The sequence below is a fragment of the Borrelia sp. P9F1 genome (assembly GCF_030436115.1).
Classification (GTDB): Bacteria; Spirochaetota; Spirochaetia; order Borreliales; family Borreliaceae; genus Borrelia.
Genome location: NZ_CP129407.1, coordinates 451,789 through 476,102, shown reverse-complemented (window position 1 = coordinate 476,102; position 24,314 = coordinate 451,789). Strand labels below are relative to the sequence as shown.

Annotated in this window: 21 protein-coding genes and 2 pseudogenes; 8 read left to right on the top strand and 15 right to left on the bottom strand. The window is 33.8% G+C overall.

Going from position 1 to position 24,314, the window contains the following annotated elements; all coding sequences use genetic code 11:
* Positions 1-4 precede the first annotated feature (4 nt).
* From QYZ68_RS02280 to aspS, 3 genes are read left to right on the top strand one after another with little or no spacing between them, the layout of a single operon-like run.
* On the top strand, positions 5-283 hold the full coding sequence (locus QYZ68_RS02280) for an HPr family phosphocarrier protein (protein WP_301383963.1): 279 nt from the start codon (positions 5-7) through the stop codon (positions 281-283).
* 44 nt (positions 284-327) lie between these two features.
* Complete coding sequence (locus QYZ68_RS02275) at positions 328-2,403, top strand: cation:proton antiporter domain-containing protein (protein WP_476390637.1); 2,076 nt, start codon at positions 328-330, stop codon at positions 2,401-2,403.
* A gap of 3 nt (positions 2,404-2,406) precedes the next feature.
* Positions 2,407-4,173 carry an aspartate--tRNA ligase gene (gene aspS, locus QYZ68_RS02270; protein WP_301383961.1) on the top strand — a complete coding sequence of 589 codons (1,767 nt, stop codon included), beginning with the start codon at positions 2,407-2,409 and terminating at the stop codon, positions 4,171-4,173.
* A 17-nt stretch (positions 4,174-4,190) separates the two neighbouring features.
* Here aspS and QYZ68_RS02265 read toward each other — a convergent pair whose 3' ends face one another.
* The 11 genes from QYZ68_RS02265 to dnaA all read right to left on the bottom strand — a co-directional run bounded on the left by QYZ68_RS02265 (position 4,191) and on the right by dnaA (position 14,367).
* Positions 4,191-4,601 carry an Hsp20/alpha crystallin family protein gene (locus tag QYZ68_RS02265; RefSeq protein WP_301383960.1) on the bottom strand — a complete coding sequence of 137 codons (411 nt, stop codon included), beginning with the start codon at positions 4,599-4,601 and terminating at the stop codon, positions 4,191-4,193.
* Positions 4,602-4,817: 216 nt separating this feature from the next.
* Positions 4,818-5,897: a class II fructose-bisphosphate aldolase gene (gene fbaA, locus QYZ68_RS02260; protein ID WP_301383959.1), complete on the bottom strand. Its 1,080-nt coding sequence runs from the start codon at positions 5,895-5,897 to the stop codon at positions 4,818-4,820.
* A gap of 138 nt (positions 5,898-6,035) precedes the next feature.
* Entirely contained in the window at positions 6,036-7,091 is a 1,056-nt protein-coding gene (locus QYZ68_RS02255; protein WP_301383958.1) for an NAD-dependent epimerase, read from the bottom strand.
* Positions 7,092-7,218: 127 nt separating this feature from the next.
* Positions 7,219-7,929 carry an RNA-binding cell elongation regulator Jag/EloR gene (jag, locus tag QYZ68_RS02250; protein ID WP_301383957.1) on the bottom strand — a complete coding sequence of 237 codons (711 nt, stop codon included), beginning with the start codon at positions 7,927-7,929 and terminating at the stop codon, positions 7,219-7,221.
* A 10-nt stretch (positions 7,930-7,939) separates the two neighbouring features.
* Entirely contained in the window at positions 7,940-9,562 is a 1,623-nt protein-coding gene (gene yidC, locus QYZ68_RS02245) for a membrane protein insertase YidC (protein ID WP_301383956.1), read from the bottom strand.
* Positions 9,538-9,903, bottom strand: coding sequence for a ribonuclease P protein component (rnpA, locus tag QYZ68_RS02240; RefSeq protein WP_301383955.1), 366 nt, complete (start codon positions 9,901-9,903; stop codon positions 9,538-9,540). Before rnpA ends, yidC begins: the two co-directional genes overlap by 25 nt.
* A complete protein-coding gene (gene rpmH / locus QYZ68_RS02235) occupies positions 9,884-10,039 on the bottom strand; it encodes a 50S ribosomal protein L34 (protein ID WP_301383954.1) in 156 nt (51 codons plus the stop codon). The genes rnpA and rpmH overlap by 20 nt, the downstream gene beginning before the upstream one ends.
* 91 nt (positions 10,040-10,130) lie before the next feature.
* Complete coding sequence (locus QYZ68_RS02230; RefSeq protein WP_301383953.1) at positions 10,131-10,430, bottom strand: DciA family protein; 300 nt, start codon at positions 10,428-10,430, stop codon at positions 10,131-10,133.
* Complete coding sequence (gene recF, locus QYZ68_RS02225; protein ID WP_301383952.1) at positions 10,411-11,478, bottom strand: DNA replication/repair protein RecF; 1,068 nt, start codon at positions 11,476-11,478, stop codon at positions 10,411-10,413. The genes QYZ68_RS02230 and recF overlap by 20 nt, the downstream gene beginning before the upstream one ends.
* 18 nt (positions 11,479-11,496) lie before the next feature.
* Complete coding sequence (gene dnaN / locus QYZ68_RS02220; protein WP_301384423.1) at positions 11,497-12,660, bottom strand: DNA polymerase III subunit beta; 1,164 nt, start codon at positions 12,658-12,660, stop codon at positions 11,497-11,499.
* Positions 12,661-12,912: 252 nt separating this feature from the next.
* A complete protein-coding gene (gene dnaA / locus QYZ68_RS02215) occupies positions 12,913-14,367 on the bottom strand; it encodes a chromosomal replication initiator protein DnaA (RefSeq protein ID WP_301383951.1) in 1,455 nt (484 codons plus the stop codon).
* A gap of 272 nt (positions 14,368-14,639) precedes the next feature.
* Here dnaA and gyrB point away from each other — a divergent pair, with 272 nt between their 5' ends.
* Together gyrB and gyrA are read left to right on the top strand one after the other, a co-directional pair.
* The gene (gyrB, locus tag QYZ68_RS02210; protein ID WP_301383950.1) at positions 14,640-16,544 is read left to right on the top strand and encodes a DNA topoisomerase (ATP-hydrolyzing) subunit B; all 1,905 of its coding nucleotides are present in this window, start codon (positions 14,640-14,642) and stop codon (positions 16,542-16,544) included.
* A gap of 11 nt (positions 16,545-16,555) precedes the next feature.
* Positions 16,556-18,988, top strand: coding sequence for a DNA topoisomerase (ATP-hydrolyzing) subunit A (gene gyrA, locus QYZ68_RS02205; RefSeq protein WP_301383949.1), 2,433 nt, complete (start codon positions 16,556-16,558; stop codon positions 18,986-18,988).
* Between the two features lie 333 nt (positions 18,989-19,321).
* Here gyrA and QYZ68_RS05895 read toward each other — a convergent pair.
* The 3 genes and pseudogenes from QYZ68_RS05895 to QYZ68_RS02190 form a co-directional block, all read right to left on the bottom strand.
* A pseudogene (locus QYZ68_RS05895) lies at positions 19,322-19,836 on the bottom strand (hypothetical protein); the annotation flags it as partial.
* Positions 19,821-20,293, bottom strand: a pseudogene (locus QYZ68_RS05890) (ParA family protein). The pseudogenes QYZ68_RS05890 and QYZ68_RS05895, both read right to left, overlap by 16 nt.
* Positions 20,294-20,431: 138 nt before the next feature.
* Positions 20,432-21,010: a YigZ family protein gene (locus QYZ68_RS02190; protein ID WP_301383946.1), complete on the bottom strand. Its 579-nt coding sequence runs from the start codon at positions 21,008-21,010 to the stop codon at positions 20,432-20,434.
* A 107-nt stretch (positions 21,011-21,117) separates the two neighbouring features.
* On the opposite strand from QYZ68_RS02190, the gene QYZ68_RS02185 reads away from it, so the two are divergent.
* A complete protein-coding gene (locus tag QYZ68_RS02185) occupies positions 21,118-21,507 on the top strand; it encodes a DUF1893 domain-containing protein (RefSeq protein WP_182117313.1) in 390 nt (129 codons plus the stop codon).
* Between the two features lie 4 nt (positions 21,508-21,511).
* Here the strand turns inward: QYZ68_RS02185 and QYZ68_RS02180 are convergent, their stop codons facing one another.
* Positions 21,512-21,835, bottom strand: coding sequence for a hypothetical protein (locus tag QYZ68_RS02180; RefSeq protein ID WP_301383945.1), 324 nt, complete (start codon positions 21,833-21,835; stop codon positions 21,512-21,514).
* Between the two features lie 251 nt (positions 21,836-22,086).
* On the opposite strand from QYZ68_RS02180, the gene rsmI reads away from it, so the two are divergent.
* The gene (gene rsmI / locus QYZ68_RS02175) at positions 22,087-22,761 is read left to right on the top strand and encodes a 16S rRNA (cytidine(1402)-2'-O)-methyltransferase (protein WP_301383944.1); all 675 of its coding nucleotides are present in this window, start codon (positions 22,087-22,089) and stop codon (positions 22,759-22,761) included.
* Between the two features lie 50 nt (positions 22,762-22,811).
* Positions 22,812-24,215 (top strand): DNA repair protein RadA, encoded by a 1,404-nt coding sequence (radA, locus tag QYZ68_RS02170; RefSeq protein ID WP_301383943.1) that lies wholly within the window; start codon positions 22,812-22,814, stop codon positions 24,213-24,215.
* Positions 24,216-24,314 lie beyond the last annotated feature (99 nt).

Genomic DNA, 24,314 nt, shown 5'->3' with positions numbered 1-24,314 from the left:
TTAAATGCAAACAGTAGAAATCGAGATAACCAACAAAGAAGGCATTCATTCAAGGCCGTCTAGCATGATTTCGTTGCTTGCAAGTAAGTATCCTTCCTGCGATGTAAAATTGGTCACAAAGGACGGCAGGCAGGCCGATGCTAAATCTACGGTTGAAATCATCATACTCGGAGTCATATATAGACAGAAGATAACCATCACAGCAAGTGGAGAGGGAGAGAACGAAGTCATTGAAAACCTATCAAAACTATTAAAATCAAATTTTAAAGAAGAGATTAAATAATGAATGTAAAGTTCCTATATAAAATATTGCTCATTCTAAACCCCATGGCTGCATTTGGAACACTAGACTATGTGCAAGATGCGAGCCATCATGTTGAAGCTAAAATGTCTTCGTTTGTAATGACTCTGGCTGTTATCGTAATTGGCGCCAGTTTCCTTGGTAACCTAGTAGGGAAATTCGGGATACCTAAAGTTATAGGACAAATAACGGCCGGGATTATCTTAAGTCCGACGTTTCTTGGAAAGACTAAAATACCTTTGTTGTTTCCATTAGGAATTACTCGCGTTGGGGACAATTACCTAATAAACGAAGAAATATTTGCAGTCTCAACAATAGCTTCAATCATTCTTCTCTTCACAGCAGGCCTTGAGACTGATCTAAAGCTATTTCTTAAATTCCTACCTCGTGGAGGGCTAATAGGAGCTACAGAGGTCATTGGTACCTTTTTAAGTTTCGTACTAGTGTCTACGATTCTTTTTGATGTCCAACTCATTAGTCCCACATCTCTTTTTATAGGGATCATTGGAACCCCTACCTCAGCAGGGATTGCTGCTAGCATACTCTCAGCTAAGAAAAAGATGAGTACCTCGGAGGGAGTTACAATAATATCTACTTCAATAATTGATGATGTCCTCTCCATGATAATGCTAACAAGTGTAATAACAATAGCAAGGTCAATCTCAGAACTTGATATTGCAAGTTCAATTATGGCCACAATCCAGAACATACTGATATGGCTCTGCCTAACATTCATATTGATTTTACTATCAGAACCAATCTCAAAATTACTTAAAAGGTTAAATAGTGTTACTCTAGCTACTGTCATAACTATTGCCTTAACTTTTATTGTCTCAAGTTTTTTCCAAAATTTAGGAATGTCATTTGTGATTGGAGCCTATGTATTCGGTCTTGCCATGTCAAAAACAGATATTGTATATGTAATTCAAGACAAATTGACAATATTTGAAAGATTTTTTATACCAATATTTTTTACATCAATAGGACTTATGGCCGATATTAACGAAATACTATCAAAAGAAGTTCTGGTATTAGGAGTCCTGCTTAGTTGCGTAGCAATAGCAACTAAGCTTGTATATTGCTTTATCCCAGCATGTTTCCTAGGGTTTAATAAACTTGGTGCATTAAGAATAGCTTTTGGGATGATTCCAAGGGGGGAGATATCATTAATTATTGCAAATGTAGCACTTTCTTCCGATTTCATAAGTCAGAAAATATTTGGAATAGTCATAATAATGGTTTTCTTGCCAACAATAATTTCAACACCAATAATAAATCTGCTGTTTAAAGTAAACAAAAATGGATTAAGAAAATTGTTAAGAACAGAAAAAAATACTCAAATTACAGTATCATTTGCATATGATAATTTAGCAAAAATACTCACTTGGGATTTAAAAAATGAACTAAGGAAAGAGGGGTTTTTCACTCAACAAGTAAAGAATGATTTCTCACAATACATCAATGCAAGACGAGACGACATTTCTTTATCAATCAAAAGAGAGGGAAGTAAAATTACATTTGAATGCCCAAATAAACATTTAATGATAATACAAGACCTATTCAGGGAAACCATTCTACATTTAGAAACAATAACTGAAGAGGTTAAAACCGTTTCTTTGAACGCAAAAAAATTGGACTACTCAATAAATTATGACAAAATACTGAGGAACATTAAACTTAATAAAAGAATTAAAAGGGAAAACATTATTCTAGAGTTAAAAGCAACAAATAAAATCGAAGCATTAAGGGAACTCTTAAGTGTAATAGAAGTTGAAATTGACAAGGAGATGATACTGCAAGATTTAATGGCAAGAGAAAAGATCATAACTACAGCACTTAAAGAAGGATTTGCAATCCCACATTTGAAGACCAATTTAATCAAAAAGATGCATATAGCTATAGGAATAAGCCATAATGGGATTGATTTTAATGCTATTGACAAAAATCTAAGCCACATATTCATATTAATACTATACCCAGCAAAAGATTATGTTAACTATCCTCCCATTTTAGCATCTATTGTAGGAAAAGTTGATTTGAATAAACAAGAAATGCTTAATGCTAAAACCGACAAAGAAATTTATAATATCATAGTAGGATAGATTATGTTTAAAGTCATTAGATGCAATCAAATAAACGATAAGCTTGTAAATAAGAGAATAGAAATAAATGCTTGGGTCAAAAAAATTAGACATCATGGAAAAGTTGCTTTTATCAACATTAGAGATAGATATGATGAAGCACAGGTACTTGTAAACGATGAGAATCTGCTGGGAAGAGTATCTCACATCAAGATGGAATACTGCATTAAGGTACAGGGGAAATTAGAACTCAGACCTGTAGAGCTTTTAAATAAAGAAATGAGAACAGGAGCCTTTGAAATACTTGCAGAAAACATAGAAGTAATCTCAAGATGCAATGAATTACCCTTTATGATTGGAGACAATAATAATGCAAGTGATAACGCGAAGCTTGAATACAGATATTTAGATTTAAGAAGAGAAGAACAAAAACAAAAAATAATACTAAGAAGCAGGGTAATACAAATAATTAGGTCTCACTTAACAAAGAAAGATTTCTTGGAACTAGAAACTCCAACCTTTGTAAGGTCAACTCCAGAGGGTGCAAGAGACTTTTTAGTGCCATCAAGAATACACAAGGGACAGTTCTACGCATTACCACAATCACCGCAAATTTATAAACAACTTGCAATGATAGCTGGTTTTGATAAATATTTCCAAATAGCTAGATGCTACAGGGATGAAGACTCAAGGGGAGATAGACAACCAGAATTCACACAACTTGACCTGGAAATGAGTTTTATAAAGAAAGAAAATATCTTTAAGCTAATGGAAGCCCTTATCTGTTGCGTTTTCAAACAGGCACTCAATATTAAGCTTCCCAGAAAATTTAGAAGAATATCCTATAAGGATGCAATGAATATCTATGGAAGTGACAAACCGGATACGAGGTATGAATTACTAATACAAGATATGAGTCGTCTCCTTAAGAAATCTTCATTCAATGTATTCAAAGAAGCACTGAAAAATAAGAATACAATAAAAGCACTTATAGTCAAAAATGAAGCTCATAATTTCTCAAGAGCTAGGATTAGTAAATTGGAGGAACATGCTAAACTTTACAAGACTCGTAATCTTTATTTTACAAAAATAGAAAACAATAAATTTACGGGTGGAATTGCCAAATTCTTAACTGATATAGAACCAATTTTAATTGAAAATTATTCTTTGAAAAATAACGATATCATATTCTTTATATCTGATTTATGGGAAACTGCTTGCAAAGCCATGGGGCAAATTAGAATAAAGATCGCAAACGAGCTCAACTTAGTAAGAAAAAATGCATTTGAGTTCTTATGGGTCAACGATTTTCCTATGTTTGAATACGACGAGGACAAAAAGAGATACAAAGCAGCTCACCATATGTTCTCTCTTCCTCAAAAAAGATACATTAATACTCTAGAAAAGGATCCTAGCAAGGTTTTAGGCGAAGTGTATGACCTTGTATTAAACGGAATGGAACTCGGGTCTGGATCTATCAGAATACATACGAGAGAACTTCAACAAAGAATTTTTAATATAGTGGAGTTTAATGACACAGTAGCAAAAGAGAGATTTGGATTCTTTTTAAAGGCATTGGAATACGGAGCCCCCATTCATGGTGGAATAGCAATTGGGGTCGATCGTCTATTAATGCTGATGACAAACTCGAGTTCAATAAAAGACGTAATACTTTTCCCAAAAAACTCATTTGCAGCAAGCCCTCTTGACAACTCTCCCTCTGAAATCTCGGATGAACAACTAACAGAACTAAATTTAAAGCTTGAAAATTATAAAAGTAAGGATGCCTAGTGGCACCCTTACTTAATTTATTCGATTGAAATCTTTTTCTCTTGAGCTTTCTCAATAACCTCAGTCTTTTTAGGAAGATTAATATTTAACACTCCATCTTTTAGTTCAGACTTGATTTTGTTCTGGTCAATATTGCCAGACAGCCTAAAACTTCTTGAGAAAGAGATGTCTCTTCTTTCTACCCTTAGGTACTTATCATTTTTTTCCTCAGCCTCGTCCTTGCTCTCATAACTTATTGTCAAATAATCATTTTTCAGTGAAATGGACACATCCTCTTTCTTGATCCCTGGCAAGTAAGCCTCAATAATAAATGAGCTTCCCTCATCCTTAATATTGACTGGAACATCTTGAATCCCTTTAGGGCTCATAAAATCAAAATCATCATTCAAAAAATCTAGAAAACTTTTCTTATAATTTGTCAACCACATATACGCCTCCTATCTTATCACTTCATGCATAAGACTATGCAAAAAATATACCAAACACCTACCTCACATATTAAAACATAAAAGACAGAAAAAACAACAATGAAAGAACAGATTACGCATTGATTATGATCAGAAGGTCATTTATGTGTATTTATTATACAAAAAAGTCGCCCCTCAGGCGACAAAACTTATTTGCTTATTTTTGTTATACTCATTTCAATTTCTGTTAACGTTATTAAGATTCCTGCATGCAAGCTTAACACGCTCTTTCATACTAACTTCAGACTCTCTAAGCCACACCCTTGGATCATAAAATTTTTTATTTGGAACATCAGCATCCTTCCCATCTCCAAGTTGGCCCTGTAATCTATCTTCATTCTTTTTATAATAATTCAATACACCTTCCCAAGCAGCCCATTGGGTATCCGTGTCGATGTTCATCTTAATAACACCATAAGAGAGTGCCTCATTAATCTCTTCTATAGTAGATCCAGATCCCCCATGAAACACATATGAAACAGGCTTCGGATTACTTGTTCCTGTCCTAGATATAACGTAAGCTTGGCCATCTCTTAACACCTTAGGAGTAAGTTGAACATTCCCAGGCTTATAAACTCCGTGCACGTTTCCAAAAGCCGCAGCAATTTGGAAATTAGGACTAACCCCCATAAGCTCAGAATATCCATAGTAAATATCCTCAGGAGTTGAAAATAATTCTTGAGGAGCCCGATTCGAATTATCAACACCGTCTTCCTCGCCACCAGTAATTCCAAGTTCGATCTCTAAAAACATTTCAATTTTGTCCATTCGCTCCAAAAATTTCTTAGATATCTCAATATTTTCCTTAATTGTCTCTTCTGATAAATCTAACATATGTGAAGAAAATAAAGGCTTCCCATGTTCCATATAATATTTCTCCCCATACTCCAAAAGACCTTCAACCCAAGGAATTAACTTTTTTGCACAGTGGTCCGTATGAAGCACAACAGGAACACCGTAGTGCTCAGCCATCAAATGAACATGTAAAGCCCCAGAAATGGCTCCAAGCACAGAAGTCCCTTGAGGTTTTTCAACCTTCAATCCCTTACCAGCAACAAAAGCAGAACCGCTATTTGAAAACTGTATCATGATAGGAGAATTTATTTCCCTAGCAGCCTCCAAAACAGCATTAATTGAATTCGTACCTATGCAATTAATTGCAGGGATAGCAAACCCTTCGCTCTTACATATTTCATACAGAGCATGCAAATCCTTACCGTAAACCACACCAGGCTTAATCTTGTCTAACACACCCACCTAGACCCTCCTTATAACATATATCTACATTTATCTACATTATACACCCAAACCCCAAAAGCGACTCTAGATTAAAAAGATTAAAACAAAACTCCTATGAACATAAACAGAGCCAGTTCATTCCACAACAAAGACTGTCTAAGTTACTTTAGATTTATACCAATTTGCAAATTTTTTTATTCCCTCTTTAATGGAAGTCAAAGGCCTGTAAGCAAAATCATTTTTAAGCTTTAAAATATCACAACAACTCTCTACAACATCTGCTTTCTGCATAGGCAAAAAATTTTTCAAAGCCTTATTTCCAAGATTTACCTCAAGTTCATCAATAAAATCTATCAGTTTAGTAGCATGTCCCGTCCCTATATTATATATTTTGTATGGTGCAAGAGAACTTGAAGAATTAGGATTTTTTGTATCAAAAGTGGAATCACTCTCAGAAGGTTTTTTAAGTACACTATAAATACCACCCACAACATCATCCACATACGTGAAATCCCTAGCCATGTTGCCATTATTAAAAACATCAATAGCAGTATTTTTTAAAATCCCATCTGCGAACAGATACAGCGCCATATCGGGCCTGCCATAAGGACCATACACCGTAAAAAAACGTAAACCCGTTGTTGGGATACCAAAAGATGAACTATAAGCATGTGCTATTACTTCATTAGCCTTTTTACTAGCCGCATACAAATTTAAAGGATGATCTGTAATGCCATCCTCATCTGAAGGCATGCTTTCATTCATTCCATAAACAGCAGAGGTCGAGGCATAAACAAAATGTTTGATATTTTCTTTGTATACCCTACACGCATCTAGGACATTAAAAAACCCAACAATGTTAACTGAGACATAACTATCGGGATTTTCCATACTATCTCTAATCCCCGCTTGAGCTGCTAAATGGCAAACATGAGTAAATTTATGCTGAGAAAAAAGATCTAATATTTTTCCTTTGTCTAGAATATCAAGACAAACAAAACTCAAACCACCATGCCTGTTGCTCTTAATAATCTTCCCACTCTTCATCTCCCCGCATTTCAATCCCAAAACTTCCAGTCTCTCATATTTTAAGTCAGGGTCATAATAGTTATTCAATACATCCACGCCCAAGACCTCATGCCCATCACCAACAAGCCTTTTGGCCACATGAAACCCAATAAATCCCGCAATACCTGTTAAAAACACTCTCATACATCAATCCCTTAGTAACACCACACAAGCAACACCCCTAACATCTAATCGAGCAACACTAACCCCTAATAGATGAAAGTCAACTAACCAAAAGCTTCAGCTCCAAAAGCCACAAGCTTTGCTCTTTTTAATATCCTCTTCTTTGATAATTACGAACATTACCATTGTACTTACTGTTTCTTACATAAGAAATTCTTACTCTCTTTAAGTTTCCATCCCCCTCACTTTCTGTTTTAACATCACTATAACGATTTAAAGTAGTGTGAATAATTCTTCTCTCAAAAGGATTCATTGTTGGTAAAAGGACAGACCGTCTGCTTCTTTTTACCTTATGAAAAGAAGTTATCGCTAAATTAATAAACCTTGACTTAAACCTCTCCCTATAGTCTTCAATATCTAGTATTACCTTATTAAAATTACCATTCTGCCCAACAAGCTTAGATGCATAAATATTAGCCAAAAGCTGTAAAGCATCCAAATTCCTTCCCTCTCTTCCAATTAATATACTGGGACTGTCTGTCTCAATAGAGATTTTAATGTACTCACCCTCACTAGATTCAATCTTTAAATCAGCACAATACCCCATCCTATCTATTGTACCCTTAACAAAATTCAAAACCTTACCATAAACATCTTCACTATACTTAACCCCAGAACTTCTATCTTCCTCTCTTGCGTGAGGAGAGACTCTTATTTTAATCATCTCTTTTTTAAACAAAAATCCAACTTTTTCCTTATCTAAAATCTCTACATCAAATTCCCCTTCTCTTAAATCAAGATCCCTCATTGCCTTTTTAATAGCTTCTTGTTCTGTTTTTCCATAAAATTCGTAACTCATTTATTCCTCCTTAAGACATATTTTTCTTTATGTAGTATTGCTGTAGAATGGTGAAGATATTTGTTGTAACCCAATAAATTAAAAGCCCTGACGGCATATCATAAAGTATGAAAAAAAACATAATGGGCATTCCAAAATATAAAAACTTTTGTTGACCACCAAGATTTTTAAGATCAACATTAGAGCTAACAATTGTAGAAAATAACTGAGTAAACATCATAATAAAGGGCAGAATCCTAATATCTGTCCAGAAGAGAACCTTATACCCAAAATAATATACGCTATCCCCAATTGATAAATCATCAACCCAACCTGGAACAAAACTAGCTCCTCTTAATAAAAAGAAATTATTTACAAGACCATAAAGAGCAAAAAACACAGGAAGCTGTAAAAGAATAGGAAAACATCCACCAATAGGATTAACACCCTCCTCCTTGTAAAGCTTGCCCATTTCCTCATTTAATCTCCTAGGATCATTCTTAAACTTAGCCTGTATCTCTTTCATCCTAGGCTGCAGTTTAGAAAGCTCCGCTGTGGCCCTAAACCCCTTAAAAGTCAAGGGGAATATAAGGATCCTTACAACAATTGTCAAAAACATTATTGAAAGCCCCCAGTTAGGAATAACATTATAAAAAATTTGCATTATCAGTTGCATGGGAACTTGAATAAAATATAACAAACTCTTCTCAACAGACATACCAAACTCCATACCAGACAAGCCAAAACTGTTTTCATATTCTCTATCAAAAACATCTAAGTACTTATTATCCCTAGGGCCTGCATAGATATAAAAGCTATCGTCAATACCCCTACTATCTACTTTGTTTAAAATGAAAGTCCTTAAAATCCCATTCTCATTTCTAAACTCAACATCCACATCCTCCTTTGAAACCAAAACCTCAAAATACTTGGTGCTAGCCCCCGCCCATTTAGGACCGACAACATCAAGACCATCTTTGCCATACCTAAGCTTAGTATCATAATAAACAGCATGAGATAAATAGCCGCTGTATTGAAGCTTACCTCTATCACTCAATTTTTCAACATCAGAATTTAATACAAATCTATAAGAATTAATATCAAACTTACTGCCAGAGTCAAGACCATTTAACAAGATTTTAAGCTCTATTAAATACTCATCTTTATTTGAAAATTTATATCTTTTTATGTATTCATAATTTTTACCATTGTATTCAATACTGGTTTTAAAATCATGTGTATAATCATTCACCTTTTCATAAGAAAACAAATTTTTAGCCAATCCATCAAAACTAACGTAGTAGAAGCTCTCTCTAGCCTCTCCAGCATTAATCAATTCGGTGGGTTCCTTTTCTAAATTCAAATGATTCTTAAGTCTTAAAGAAGTCAAGTTTCCCCTAAACGTTGAAAAAGTAGCATAGTACACACCAGTCTCAACTTTGATATCTTCAGAATTAACACTTAAACCTAAAACATGATCTTCGTCATCCAAAGAACTACCAACATCAAAACTCTTATTTAAGTCAAAACCAACCCTTTTTTCCACCACAGAGGGAGCTTTCTGGGAAAAGAAGACGTCATTAATAAGCATAAAAATACCAATAAAAACCAATGATAAATAAACAGCCCTTAAAATTCTTTTGTTCTGCCCCACATTTCCCTCTCAGCAATATCCAAAACTAGAGTTCTCATCATCACTTCCACTTCAGCATAATTAACATCAGATTTCTGGGGAGAAATTAAGAAAATAAAATCAACACTACTGCCTTTAAACAAATGCAACTGAGCCCTAAAACATTCCCTAAAGAGGCGCCTAACACGATTCCTCCTAACAGCACCCTTGAAAACTCTGGGAAACGTAACAAGTATCCTAGAAATTGCCAAGCTAGTACGCTCATAAAACACACTAAATCCATTCATCCGAATCAACTTACCTTTCCTGAAAATGTTTTGAATTTCTACCCTTGTTTTTATGCTAATACTTCTTCTTTTCATCAGAAACAGTTAATCTAGCCCTTCCCTTAGCCCTTCTCCTTGCAAGAATAAGTCTCCCCCCTCTAGTCTTCATTCTAGTCCTAAACCCAAACTTTCTGTTCCTCTTAACCCGACTCGGCTGATAAGTCCTCTTCAAAAAAGCCCTCCAATTAAAAACATTCCTTACTGCTAATGCATAAATTAAACACTGTAATGTTATATTATACAACTACAATTGTCAACAAAATTCACCTTATTAAAACTGTTATATCCACTACCTCAACACCCGTAGATTCTTTTATTAATTTTATTATTTTTGATTTCCGCATAGAAATATTATATAAAACACTTGAATTCTTAACTCCAATATACAACACCTTATTGTCCTTTAAGTCCAATAGTTTTATACCATCTGCAAGCTCGCCAAATATTATCTTCCAATTTTGAGAAAGTACCAAGCTAGCATTTAAGTTTTTATTAGGAACAATATCTGATCTTAAATATTTATTAAGTACATCACTCGCTTTTTTAAAGTTCAAATCTTCCATTTTTAACCCTGTACACCACAAAATTATTATCCCTTCCAAGATCATAACAATCATCTAGAAAGGTAAAAAAACACTGAGAGCTCTTCGGTAAAATTTCAAACATTCTTCTTCTCTTTCTTTTATCTAGCTCTAAAAACACATCATCAAAAAGCAAAATAGGAGCTGAGCTATTCCTTTTATCGAAAATAAGAACTTGTACAAGCCTATAAATTAAAGAAAGTGATCTGTTTTGACCTGTTGAAGAATGGTTTGTAAAAATCCTCTCACCATTTAACACCTCATATAAGTCCCTGTGAGGGCCTATTAAGGTTTTTCCAGCAAGAAATTCATTTTTCTCATTCAAAAACAAAGTTTTTAAAAATTCATCTCTTTCCCCACATTTAACAGAGGGCATATATCTAATTTCTAGACGATAAGACACATCAAAAATTAAAGAACAGTAGCGTCTAAAAATTTCACAAAAGTGTTTGATAAAATCTGCACGCATCTTTGTTATCTTAAGAGCATAATCAACAAAAATTTCATTGTAAACTTTAAGCAAGCTTTTATTTCCTTGTCTTAATATGAGGTTTCTTTGTTTTAAAATTTTTCGATATTTCCTAAGAAAATCTACATAACTTAAAGAAATAAGACTTATTGCTTGATCGAAAAACCATCTCTTCCTATTGGGAGCTCCAACAACAAAATCAATGTCATAATTTGAAAAAATAATCACTGGTATATTTAGTATCAATTCTTTTCTATCCCTTATAAGGCTATTGTTAACCCTTATTTCTTTCTTCTCATTCCTAAGCAATATACTAATCTCTCCATCACTCCCACCGGTGTTGTAATGACATCTTAAATAGCACTCCCTTTCTCCGTACCTGATAAGCTCTCTACCTGTGTTTACTAGAAATGAAGAAGCAAAAGCAAGATAATAAATAGCATCAAGTAAATTCGTTTTTCCCGCCCCGTTCTCTCCACAAAAATAAACATTGTCAAAGTTAAGGTTGATAACCTGATTCTCTATGTTTTTAAAATTGCGAAGCTCAATTTTACTGATCATCTTGTCGTCAAAGAAATGTCAATTTAAGATCATAGGCATTATTAAGTGCGTAAAGTCATCATTCCCAGGTTCACCTAGCCTTAACACGTCCCCTTGACTGAATTTTATTTCTAACCTAGAAGTATCAAATGCACTAATTGCTTCGGAAAGATACGCACTATTAATAGCTATTACTTCTTCATCCCCTTCGTATTCGTAATTGGGAACTTGTACAAAAAATTCTCCTCTTCTTCCCGTAATTAAATCTTCTGCCACAAGCCTTAATTGATCAGCTAAAAAGCTTAAGATGACCTTTTTGGTTCTTTTATCCGTATAGGAACTCACTCTTGAGAGTTTATCTTTTAAAATGCTAATTTCAGTTAAGCATTTGTTTTTTTGTTCCTTTGGTAAGATGCTTTCGTAATCGGGATAATTTCCACTTATGAGACTGCATGCCATTTTATAGTTATTAAACTCAACATAAAATTTCTTGTTCGAAACTTTTATCTTTACCATGCCCTCTCCCGAAATCATTTGTCTTAAAAAATTAAACATTTTAACGGGTATAATGAAGCTAATATCTTCTTCAAATATCAGTTCTGTTTTGTATATAGACATTCTATGCCCATTGGTTGCTACAAATATCAATCTAGATTCTTTGTCCTTCGTAAAATAGACTCCGTTTAAAACGTTCTTAGATTCATCTGAGGACGCCGCAAACGAAACCTTATTTATGATCTTCTTAAACTCGTTTTGGCTTAGCTCAACTGCAAAATTATAAGTTTCTCCATTTATTTCACAGTAGTAACTCTCAATTTCATCGCTGGGGAAAGTCGGTTCACTCAAGTGATCATTTAGCTTGTTAGTATGCTTATTCTCAGATTCTCCAATGATATTTAGTTTATTTTCATTCTCATCAAAAGTTATTTTCAGTTCATTGTACAGATTTAATGCCTTAACTGCATCTGAAAAATTTGAAGCATTGATTAATACCTTGAAATTCTCTGTGGAGACAATCGGAGCCGTACTTTCAAAAAATATATTTCTGTCTGTTGATTTTATTGTAAGATTGGAGTTATTGACCTCAAGTAATATTGCACTCCAGATGTCATTTATGTTTCTGTTCACAATTATACTTTTGGCTTTGTCAATTTCATTCGAAGTTTGTTCCGTATCGCACAGTATAAATTTTTCATTCAAGATTTCATCCTCCTTGGCTATTATATTATCATTATTCGATTTTGATAAGTTTAATTTTTTGATGGAGTTTTTGTTTGTTTGTTTTTTATATTTGTTAGTAGTTATGTTAGTAGAGTATTGTCGAATTGTCTAATTCTTTTTATTTGCATATATTAAAATAAATAACATGTGTTAAATTGTCTGTCGAATTGTCATTTTTTCTGTCGAATTATTTGTTTAATTTGTTCAAAAGTATTTTAATTTTCGTGGATTTTATCAATTTTTGTTAATTTTGTTCATAAGTTCTATGATTAAATTGTTAATTTCTAGGTCATTATTTCTTTCTTTGTCAATCTTATTTATTGAATAGAGCACTGTTGAGTGAGTTTTGCCTCCTATAATTTTTCCTATTTCAATTGTCGAAAGCTCTGTAAAATTCCTCAGTAGATATGCATAAATATGTCTTGCCTTTGTAATTTCTGGTTTTTTGCTTTTCCCCTCAATGTCTTTATTTGTGAGTTTTAATTCTCCTAGTATAACTTTTTTTATGTTTTCAATATTTATACTGTTATGTTCGTTTTTATCATTTGCTTCGCGAGCTATTATCTCTTTAATAATTTTGTCTACTGTGTTGGTGTCAATTTTTATATTTTCAAGGTCTACGTGAGCTTTTAATTTTGTTACAGCTGCTTCTAAATCTCTTATATTTGTTGTGACTTTCCTAGCAACTAAGTTTAAGATATCTTTTGGAACTTTAATGCCGTCTTCTTCGGCTTTTTTTTCTATAATAGCTACTCTTAATTCAAAATTGGGTTTTGATATATCTACATTCAATCCTCTTGTAAATCTACTTTTTAATCTATCTGTAAAATTTGTGAGTTCTGAGGGTTGCCTGTCGCATGTAAATACCAGTTGTTTGTTATCTTCGTAAAGAGCATTAAATGTGTGAAAAAGTTCTTCCTGTATTCCTTCTTTTTTTTGTAAATCATGAATATCGTCTATTAAAAGCATATCTAAGTACCGATATTTCTTTTTAAATTTTTTTGTCTCGTTTGTCTTTATGCTTTCTACGAACTCGTTTAAAAAATTCTCAGCAGTTACATATAGTATTTTAAGTCCTTTATGTAATTCTTCCGCTTTATTTCCTATGCTTTGAAGCAAATGTGTTTTACCAAGGCCAACCCCACCATAAATTAAACACGGATTATACTTTTTTCCGGGAGTTTTTGCAATTGATAAACTTGCATTGTACGCAAGTTTATTATTTGGTCCTACGATGAAATTGTCAAATATATATTTTTTTTTTAAAAAGGGATTTTTATATGTAGTATTCATATCTTCTTTTATGAAATGTTTAGACGTCCTTTCTGTTATGTTTTTGGTGTAGCTCTTAGAAGGCTCTCTTTTTTCATGTAGATCCTGATATACAAAAATTTCTTTTAAGGGGGGATTTTTAGATTCTATATTGGAAGAATTAGATCCATTGTTTTGGCTTGTAAATTCGACGTTAGCCCTTTTGTAACCTTTCTCAACTAAGATTTCTTTTATTCTTTTGGAGAATCTTTTTTCCACTTGGTTTTTGTGGAAAGAATTTGGAGTAGATATTTGTATATTTTCATTAACTACACTTGTGAAGTATAAATTTTCAAACCATATATAAAATTCTTCTTCAGAGGTTTCCTTTTTTATTTCTGCTAAAATCAAACTCCATATACTTTTTCCTTCTTGCATTCCCTTTCCTCGTTGTTAATTTTTTCGATCATAAGCACATCCTTGTTGATTTTGGTGATGTATGTTAAGTATATTAAGTATATAGTATAATCACCAATCATCGGATGTAATATTATTCGAATGAGTTGTAAGTTCTGGAGTTTTATTGAGTTAGCCTCATTGAGGAGTTTAGGGCAGCTCACAATATGTTCTATTTTGTTTGATGGATATTATCTTATTTTTAATGTAGAATTTGCTTATTGGTAATTCGTTGTTAATTATGTGGAAGGTGTATGAGTTACGTTGCTAGTGATATTCAAGTTTTAAAGGGGCTTGAAGCTGTTAGAAAGAGACCCGGTATGTATATTGGATCTGTTTCAATTAATGGACTGCATCACTTGGTTTATGAGGTAGTTGACAATAGTATTGACGAAGCTTTAGCTGGGTTTTGTAATAAGATAGAGGTTGTTATCAATTCAGACAGTTCCATAACAGTAAATGATAACGGGAGAGGGATACCTACTGATATTCATGAAGAAGAAGGGATTAGTGCTCTTGAGCTTGTTTTAACTAGGCTACACTCTGGGGGAAAGTTTAATAAAGGTACTTATAAGGTTTCTGGGGGGCTGCATGGTGTTGGTATTTCTGTTGTTAATGCTTTGTCGTCCTTTTTAGAGGTTTTTGTTCACAGAGATGGTAAGGTTTTTAGGCAAACTTTTTCAAGAGGGATTCCGACATCTGAGGTTGAGGTTGTTGGGGAAAGTTTTTCTAGGGGTACTAAAGTTACTTTTTTGGCTGATTGCGAAGTTTTTGAAACTTTGGAATACAGCTTCGAGATTCTTTCCAAGAGGCTTAAGGAGCTTGCGTTCTTAAATGATAAAATAAGAATTTCAATTGAAGACAGAAGATTGGGAGAGGAGAAATTTAAGGAATTTTATTTTGAAGGTGGAATAAAAGCTTTTGTAGATTATTTGACAAATAATAGCAGAAATATTCAAAGCGAGCCCTATTTTATTGAAGGAACTTTTGATGAGGTTGTTGTTGATGTTGGGCTTAAGTGGACGGAAGGGTATTCTGAGAATATTTTATCTTTTGTGAATAATATTAACACCAGGGAGGGTGGGACTCATGTTGCTGGGTTCAGGAGTGGTCTTTTTAAAGCGATGAATGAGGCTTTTAAGGGGATGAAAATAAGTAAGAAAGATATTCCAGCTCTAACATTGGATGATTTTAAAGAGGGGTTGACGGCGGTGATTTCTATTAAGGTACCTGAACCGCAATTTGAAGGACAGACTAAGGGAAAATTGGGGAATTCTTATGTAAGAAAAATTGTTGAGACTATTGTACAAAATGGGCTTTTGGGGGTTATTAGTGATAATCCTCTAGAGATGGAGATTATTTTTGATAAAGCAATAAGAGCAGCGCGTGCCCGCGAGGCGGCAAGGAAGGCAAGAGAATCTGAGAGGAAAAAGAGCACTTTTGAGAGTTTGGCATTACCTGGTAAGTTAGCAGATTGTTCTTCCAGAAATCCTGTTGAGAGGGAAATTTATATTGTAGAGGGTGATTCTGCGGGGGGGAGTGCAAAAATGGGAAGAGATAGATTTTTTCAAGCTATTTTACCATTATGGGGGAAGATGCTTAATGTTGAGAAAACGAGAGAAGATAAGGTGATTACGAATGATAAACTTATTCCGATAATTGCGTCTCTTGGTGCTGGTGTTGGGAAGACCTTTTGCGTTGAGAGACTTCGTTATCATAAGGTTATTATCATGGCTGATGCTGATGTTGATGGTTCCCATATTAGAACTTTACTCCTTACTTTCTTCTTTCGTTACATGAGGTCTTTAGTTGAAAATAGCCATGTGTATATAGCTATGCCGCCTCTTTACAAGGTTAAATTTGAAAACAGGGTGCATTACTTTTATGATGATTTGGAAAAAGATTCTTTTTTAGGATCAATTGATAGCGCAAAGAGGGATAATGTTAATCTTCAAAGATACAAAGGGCTTGGAGAAATGAATCCCACTCAACTTTGGGAAACTACTATGAACCCTGAAACTAGGAAGATGAAATTAATAGGGATAGATGATGCCGAGCAAGCTGATAAGATTTTTGTTACTCTTATGGGAGATGATGTTGAGCCTAGGAGAGAGTTTATTGAGCAGAATGCGCTCGATGTAGTAAATCTTGATGTGTAATTGGAGCAGTAATGCCAACCGAAGAAAATGTTGAACAAATATTAAATATTAAAATAGAGGATGAGGTTAGGACTTCTTATTTAAATTATGCGATGTCTGTAATTGTTTCAAGAGCTCTTCCTGATGTAAGGGATGGACTTAAGCCTGTGCACAGAAGAATCCTTTATTCAATGCATGAGATGGGACTTAGGTCGGATAAGTCATTTAAAAAGGCAGGAAGAATAGTTGGTGATGTTCTTGGGAAGTATCATCCTCATGGTGATCAATCGATTTATGAGGCACTTGTAAGGCTTGCACAGGGATTTTCTCTAAGATACCCTGTGATAAGTGGACAGGGTAATTTTGGTTCTGTTGATGGTGATCCTCCTGCTGCTATGCGATATACTGAAGCACGGATGGCAAAGATAGCAGAGGAACTTGTTAGGGATATAGATAAGCAAACTGTTGATTTTAAACCTAACTATGACGATTCTTTAAATGAGCCTGAGGTTTTGCCTGCTGCGTTTCCGTTTCTATTGGTAAATGGGTCTAGTGGTATTGCTGTTGGAATGGCAACGAATATGGCTCCGCATAATCTGGGCGAGATCTGTGATGCTTTGGTTTATATGTTGGATAATGATTGTGTCTCTGTTTATGATTTGATTAAAATAGTTAAGGGACCAGACTTTCCAACTTCTGCTGAAATTATATATAGCGATAGTTTGGTTAAAGCTTATACGACAGGTAAGGGTAGTGTTGTTATTAGGGCCAGGTATCATATCGAACAAAAAGCAGAAGAGCTTGCTTTTATTGTAGTAACGGAAATACCTTATGCCGTTAATAAATCTTCCTTGCTTATGAAAATTGCATTGCTTGCAAAAGAAGAAAAATTGGAAGGATTATCTGATATAAGGGATGAATCAGATCGCGATGGAATTAGGGTTGTACTTGAAATTAGGAAAGGATTTGATCCTCATGTTGTCATGAACTTGCTTTACGAGTATACTGAACTTAAGAAAAATTTTAGCATAAATAACTTGGCTCTTGTTGATGGAATGCCAAAGCAATTAAATTTAGAGGGACTTTTATCTGAATTTATTAGCCATAGAAAGGAAATTGTTAAAAGACGAACAGAATTTGAATTAAAGAAAGCAAAGGAAAAGGCGCATATACTGGAGGGATTGAGTGTAGCCTTAAGAAATATCGATAAAGTAATAGAAATAATAAAGTTTTCTAGAGTTGTAAAGGAGGCTAGGGAGCGAATAGTTAAGGAGTTTAGCTTATCAGAAATTCAGTCTAATGCTATTCTTGACATGAAGTTGCAAAAGTTAACGTCCCTTGAAATAGAGAGGATTGAGGAAGAGCTTAAACTTGTTTTGTCTTTAATAAGAGATTATGAAGACATTCTTTTAAATCCGGCAAGGATTGTTGGTATTATAAGGGAAGAGATTATTAATTTGAGTTTAAAGTTTGGTGATGAGCGCCGAACAAAAATAATTTATGACGAGGAGGTTTTAAAAACTAGTATGGCAGATTTAATGCAGAGAGAAAATGTTGTTGTCATTCTTACGAAGAGAGGCTTTATTAAGAGAATCTTGCAGGATGAATATAAACTCCAGGGTATAGGCGGTAAAGGTTTGAGCTCTTTTGAGATGCAAGAAGGCGACCAGGTTAGTGTTTCTTTATGCGCAAGCACGCATGACTTTTTGTTTATGATTTCAAATGAGGGAAAGCTTTATGTAATTAATGCATATGAGATTAAGGATACTTCTAGGTCTTCAAAGGGACAGAATATACGTGAGTTTGTTAATTTGGGAGAGACAGAAGAGATATTGACTATTAAGAACTGCAGCGAGTTAACAGAAAATAATTATTTGTTAATAACAACTGCTAGCGGAAAGGTGGCTCGCATTGAGATGGAAGGGCTTAAAACAGTTAAGACAAGGGGAGTGATTGTCATTAGGCTTGTTGATAAAGATTTTGTTACAAGCGCTGAGGTTGTTTCTAGAGACGATAAGATTGTTTGTATTTCTAAGAAAGGAAATTCTTTTATATTTAATTCAAATGATATCAGGCTTACACACAGAGGAACCCAGGGCGTGTCTGGTATGAAAGTTAAAGATGGCGATATTTGCCTTAAGGCTTTAGCTGTTAGACAAAAATCTCATCTTTTAATTGTTTCTGAAAATGGGTATGGTAAGAGATTAGATGTATCTAAATTGACCGAACTTAAGAGAGGGGCTACAGGCTATACTAGCTATAAAAAATCAGATGAAAAGGCGGGTGAAGTTGTTGATGCTATTACAGTCACACAGGAAGATGAAATATTACTTATAAGTAAGAGCGCGAAGGTGCTAAGGACATTAGCAGATAAAGTATCTGAGCAGGGTAAAGACGCTAGAGGAATTCAGGTGTTGTCCCTTGATGGGGATAAGTTAGTGTCTGTTTCCAAGTTTATTAAATGATAAATTAGTAAACTGTACATTTAGAATGTTCTAGTGGAGCATTCTTTTTTGCCTGTCTGATTGAATTTTATGCAGTAGGATGAAAGTGGAGTTTTTTATGCTTTTAGTTCCGAAAGACGTGGTTTCTTTTGGAACTGGAGGTGAGTTGCTCTGCGTAGTCTATATTTTTTTGTATTTTTTTCAGCGCAAATAGAAGTTCTTCTCTGTGTCTGATTGAGCCTGGTTTGTGTTTTTAATATCTTTTAATTCTTGTAGTAACCGCTCTGTTGTTTTCATAATTTAGCAGGAGGTCTGTTGAGTTTTATTTCGGGATTTTTTTCATAATTTTTATCCTTTTTCATAGAGTAATTTAAATTCTTTTAGAGACTTTATTTTTCCATTAAGAACATCTGTTTTTAAATTAAAAGACATGATTTTTTTGAAATTTCATATGAGATCGATAACGGCAAGTTTTTTATTACGAGTTGCTTATCGGAATATGCGACAAGCAACTCGTATCTTGATATTAACGAGTAAACCTTATATTAACGAGTAAACTTTGTCCTTTTTAAATCCCATACTGGTAAATCATTTATAAAAAAGTCCGTCGTGTTGGTTGCATCTGCGTAGCTTTTCTTGAGCATCTTTTAATATTCTTCCAATTTCTGTATATGCATTATTAAAGATGTTAAAAATTTCATGCTGCTTCATCCGCAAAAATTTGGATATTTCTTTGTCCAATTTTTCGTACTCAAAATTTTTATTCTTAATGATAATTAACTCTTGCTTTGCCAAGGCGTCTTCATTTTTTCATTGTTTTCTAATTTTTTACCCATTAGAGCCATTATCGTGTCTAGATTATCTGAAATTTTGATCCTTTAATCCTGCAAATTATTTCTTTTGTAAGATCTAAAAAGTCTCTAGTTGCATTGCTTGTTTTATTGTGCATATGTACTGGTATTTTTTCTTCTTGTGATTTGGAGATACTTATATTTTTCTTATTTTGGTGTTTAAAAAACTTTCTCTTGCAATTTCATTTATTAGTTTTTTCTCAAGTAACGCTAATTTAAGACTTGACGGAATCATGTCTAAATTGAAAACTTTAATATGTTCAATTTTTTACTCTTTATAAATAAGTTCATAGTTTGAATTTGAGGTATTAACTCCCTCTTTTAAAACATTTGTTCTGCGACTAGCATTTCCCTGGGGATCAATATCTACTAGAAGAGTTTTTTTACCAAGAATTGCCATCGAGTGAGTGATGTTTATAGCACTAGTCATTTTGCCAACCCATCCTTTTTGGTTAATAACAGATACCACTTTCATAAATTTTCTATTGTCGTAAGTACCACGACGATACTCCTTTGTAGAACATAAATGTCGAAAAGTAGAACAACAATAGTAAAAATACGACCAGTATACAAGATTGTGTTAATGTGATAAAACAAATACACTTGAAATCTACTAAATTAAGAAATTTTCTTGTAAAAATAGTAATATGTTTGCTTTGTCCCTTGTGTTGAATGTGATTGTTGTGTTTATTTTTTCTAAAAAACTTGCATCTGTAATTTTGATTCCTAACTTGTTTTTTGTTCTCATAAGTAGATTATATTGATTGTAGTTTAAATTTAAAGTTAATGTTTCTATCTCTTCTTTTTCTTTCAGCTTCGATTTGCTGATTATCTCTTCTGCTGCCTTGGAATATGCTTTAATTAGTCCTCCTTTTCCAAGCAAAGTTCCTCCAAAATAGCGTACCGTAATTATTAAGGTGTCTGTTAGATTGTTCTTCAATATTGCATCTAGCGTAGGTTTTCCTGCTGTTAAATGAGGTTCTTTATCGTCATTCATTCCATTTGTAAATGAGACCGAGGTGCCAATTTTAAATCCATATACGACGTGTGATGCATTTTTAAATTTCAATTTATATTCCTTCAGTATTTTATTTATTTTCTCTTTTTTCTCTACGTGAAAAATATATGATAAGAAAATGGATTTTTTGATTTCAATTTTTGAATGGACACTTTCTTCAGGAATTAGTAACATGCAATTCAATAATATATCATCTTTTTTTATGTTGAAGTATTTTTAATTTATGTATATCATTAGTAGTGGCTGTTTTTAGTAAGTGAGCAATTTTTGAGGGGTCTGTAATGATATCAGGATTGAATCCTACGTTAAGGTTGTTTAAGGATCATAGGATACTTTATTCTAATATGGAAAGAGGTTTGAAGCCCCTTTTGGAAGTTGATAATTTTATTAACAAGTATATTCAAAATAAAGAAGGGTTAGAAATTTATGATAAGGTTGTGGGTAAAGCCGCGGCCATTATAATATACAACATTGGGCTTCAGAATGTTCAGGCTGGGGTCATCTCCCAACCAGCGAAGGACTTCTTGGAAAGTAGAGGAATAAGGGTGACTTTTAAGAAGCTGGTAGAAAGAATAAACGACAAGGCTGAGAATCTGATAGAGAGCTTGGAAAACCCAGAAGAAGTTTACAAATACATGATAAAGAGTGGCATTATTATGAACAACTTTTAATTCACTACCTGTTGGTCGATTTAGAATACACAGAAAGGACCAGTCCTATGTTGTATATCAGTACGATCAAATTTCCCCAGTTTAAATAAAAGTCCCTCTCCCCGTAATCAAAGATCCATATTCCAGCATACACTCCCAAAAAGCCTCCAATTGAAGAGGTGAATACGAGTAGGGTAGGTTCGACCCTATGTTTAATAATACGCCCCTCCTTTCCATTTCCAACATTTTCCCTTTCCGAAAATTTGCTGTCAAAAAAAACCATAACAAGACCAGCCAACGTAACACATAGAAAATAAACTATAAACACTTTCCTGATGAGCTTAAACATAAAACTTACCACCTTTCAACTGTAGTAAATAACACCCAGTAACATAAATATATCATAAAATAAATATTTTCTCATGCTATATGACGTTTGAACGTTTTACAAATTATTAAGTGTTTTGAGTTTGTTAGTTGATGTACAATGCTTCTTTGATTGTAAGGTGTATTTGAAAAATTGATGTGACTTAGAATGTTAAGTATCATTTTTATGTGATTTGGTGTTTATGTTTTCAATTTTAATGTGAAGGAGATTATGTGTTTTATGTTGTTGGTACACCTATAGGTAATTTAGGAGATATTACGTATCGTGCGATTGATATTTTAAAATTAGTAGATGCTATATTTGCTGAGGATACAAGAATTACTAGAAGGCTTTTATCTCGTTATGGTATTGTTAAAAAGTTAATTTCTTGTAATGCGGCAACAGAAAATAAGAGAATAAAATTGTTGTTGCAATATTTATCTAGTGAAAAGAGTGTAGCATTTGTTAGCGACGCAGGTACGCCTTGTTTGAGCGATCCTGGTGGATTGCTTGTAGATGTGGCACTTAAAAATGGGCACGAAGTTTGCCCTATACCAGGCGTTAGTTCCTTTAGTACAATCACTAGTGTAAATCCCTTCAGGGATAAGGTGATAGTGTTTGAAGGGTTTTTGCCAAATAAGGGAGTTAAGAGGATTAAAAGGATAGAAGAACTTTACAGTAGAGGAGATGCATTCGTGATTCTTGAATCCAGTCATAGAATTTTGAAATTGTTATTTGAGCTTTCTTTAGTAGATTTGGATGCTAATATTCTTGTTGGACGAGAGATGACAAAGGTATATGAGGAATACAGGGTAGGAAAACCTTTGGAATTGAAGAAATATTTTGAAGAAAATAAGAAAGACAAGGGAGAATTCACAGTTTTGGTAAGCAGGAAGGGTAAGGGTTAAATTATCTTAAATCTTTTTGTTTAATTATCTGTATTGTGGGAAGTTGTATTATGGGAAAAAATAAAGAAAGGGAAGCTTATAAGTGTTTGCATTGTGGGTATAAATCTCTAAAATGGTTGGGTAAATGCCCTGAGTGTTTTAGTTGGGATAGCTTAGAATCTTATACTGAGCATAAGGTTGGCCATGGAAAGACCCCAAATAGCAGTAAAAAGAATGAAATTTATTCTTTAAAGGATTTCAAACAGGTTGATAATGTTAGGCAGATAACAGGTATTGAAGAGTTTGACAGAGTTCTTGGTTCTGGAGTTGTGCTAGGTAGCGTAATTTTAATATCAGGGGAGCCTGGGATTGGGAAATCAACTTTTTTGCTTCAGATTGCTAATGTTGTATCTCTGTCTGGTAAGAGTGTGCTTTATCTTGCGGGAGAAGAGTCAATTCCGCAAATCAAATTAAGGTCAAACAGGCTTAACCTTGCTATTGATATATTGATAACTAATGAAGTAGATATTGATTCTTTAATTGAAATGGTTGAATCTATTAAAGTTGACTTTATTGTTGTTGATTCCATTCAAACTTTACATTCAAAAGAAGCTCAAGGTGGACTTGGAGGAGTATCTCAGTTAAAGCATTGCGTTTACAAGCTTGTAGAATGGGTAAAAGGAAAGAATATAACTTTATTTTTAGTGGGTCATATTACAAAAGACGGCATGTTGGCGGGCCCAAAAATAATAGAACATGTGGTAGATGCCGTTTTTTATTTTGAAGAGGCAGAAAAATCTTTGCGTATGCTTAGGGCATCTAAAAATAGGTTTGGTTCTGTGAGTGAGATAGGTGTTTTCGAGATGACAAATTTAGGTCTTATGGAAATCAAGGACCTTTCTTCTATTTTTTTGGAAAAAAAGGAAAAAGTATCTTCGGGAATTGCCATTGGAATTGTGAATAGGGGTAGTAGGGTTTTATTCGTTGAGATACAAGCTTTAATAATAAAGACAGGTATGAACATTTCTAGGATCTTTTCAGAAAAGATAGATTCTAAGAAAATATCGAGAATCCTAGCAGTGCTTAGTAAATATTTGAATCTTAATTTTAATAACGATGATGTGTATGTCAATGTTTCTGGTGGATTTAGAATTGATGATATAGAGATTGAACTTGCTATTTTGGTTGCATTATTTTCAGCCAAGATGGACCTTGTTGTGAGTCAAGATTTGATTTTTACGGGTGAAATTTCGCTTTCAGGAGAAATTAAAACATCCTCTAATGTTGAAAGCAAGGTGATAGCGGCACGTAAGGCGGGATTTAAGATTGTCTTGGGTGCAAATATAAGAGGAAGTTATTATGATGGATATGAAGGTATAGGTAGAGTTCTAGATGTTGTTAAGAGATTAGTAAGAAATAGTAAAGAAGAGAAGGGCGAGGACGGTGTGTTTAGAAATATTGAAATGAAAAAATAAATTTAAAGTATTGACAAATATTAATGATATACTATAGAAAAGTATTGACAAATATTAATGATATATTATAGAGTAGTAAGAGTTGAAATTGAGAATTGG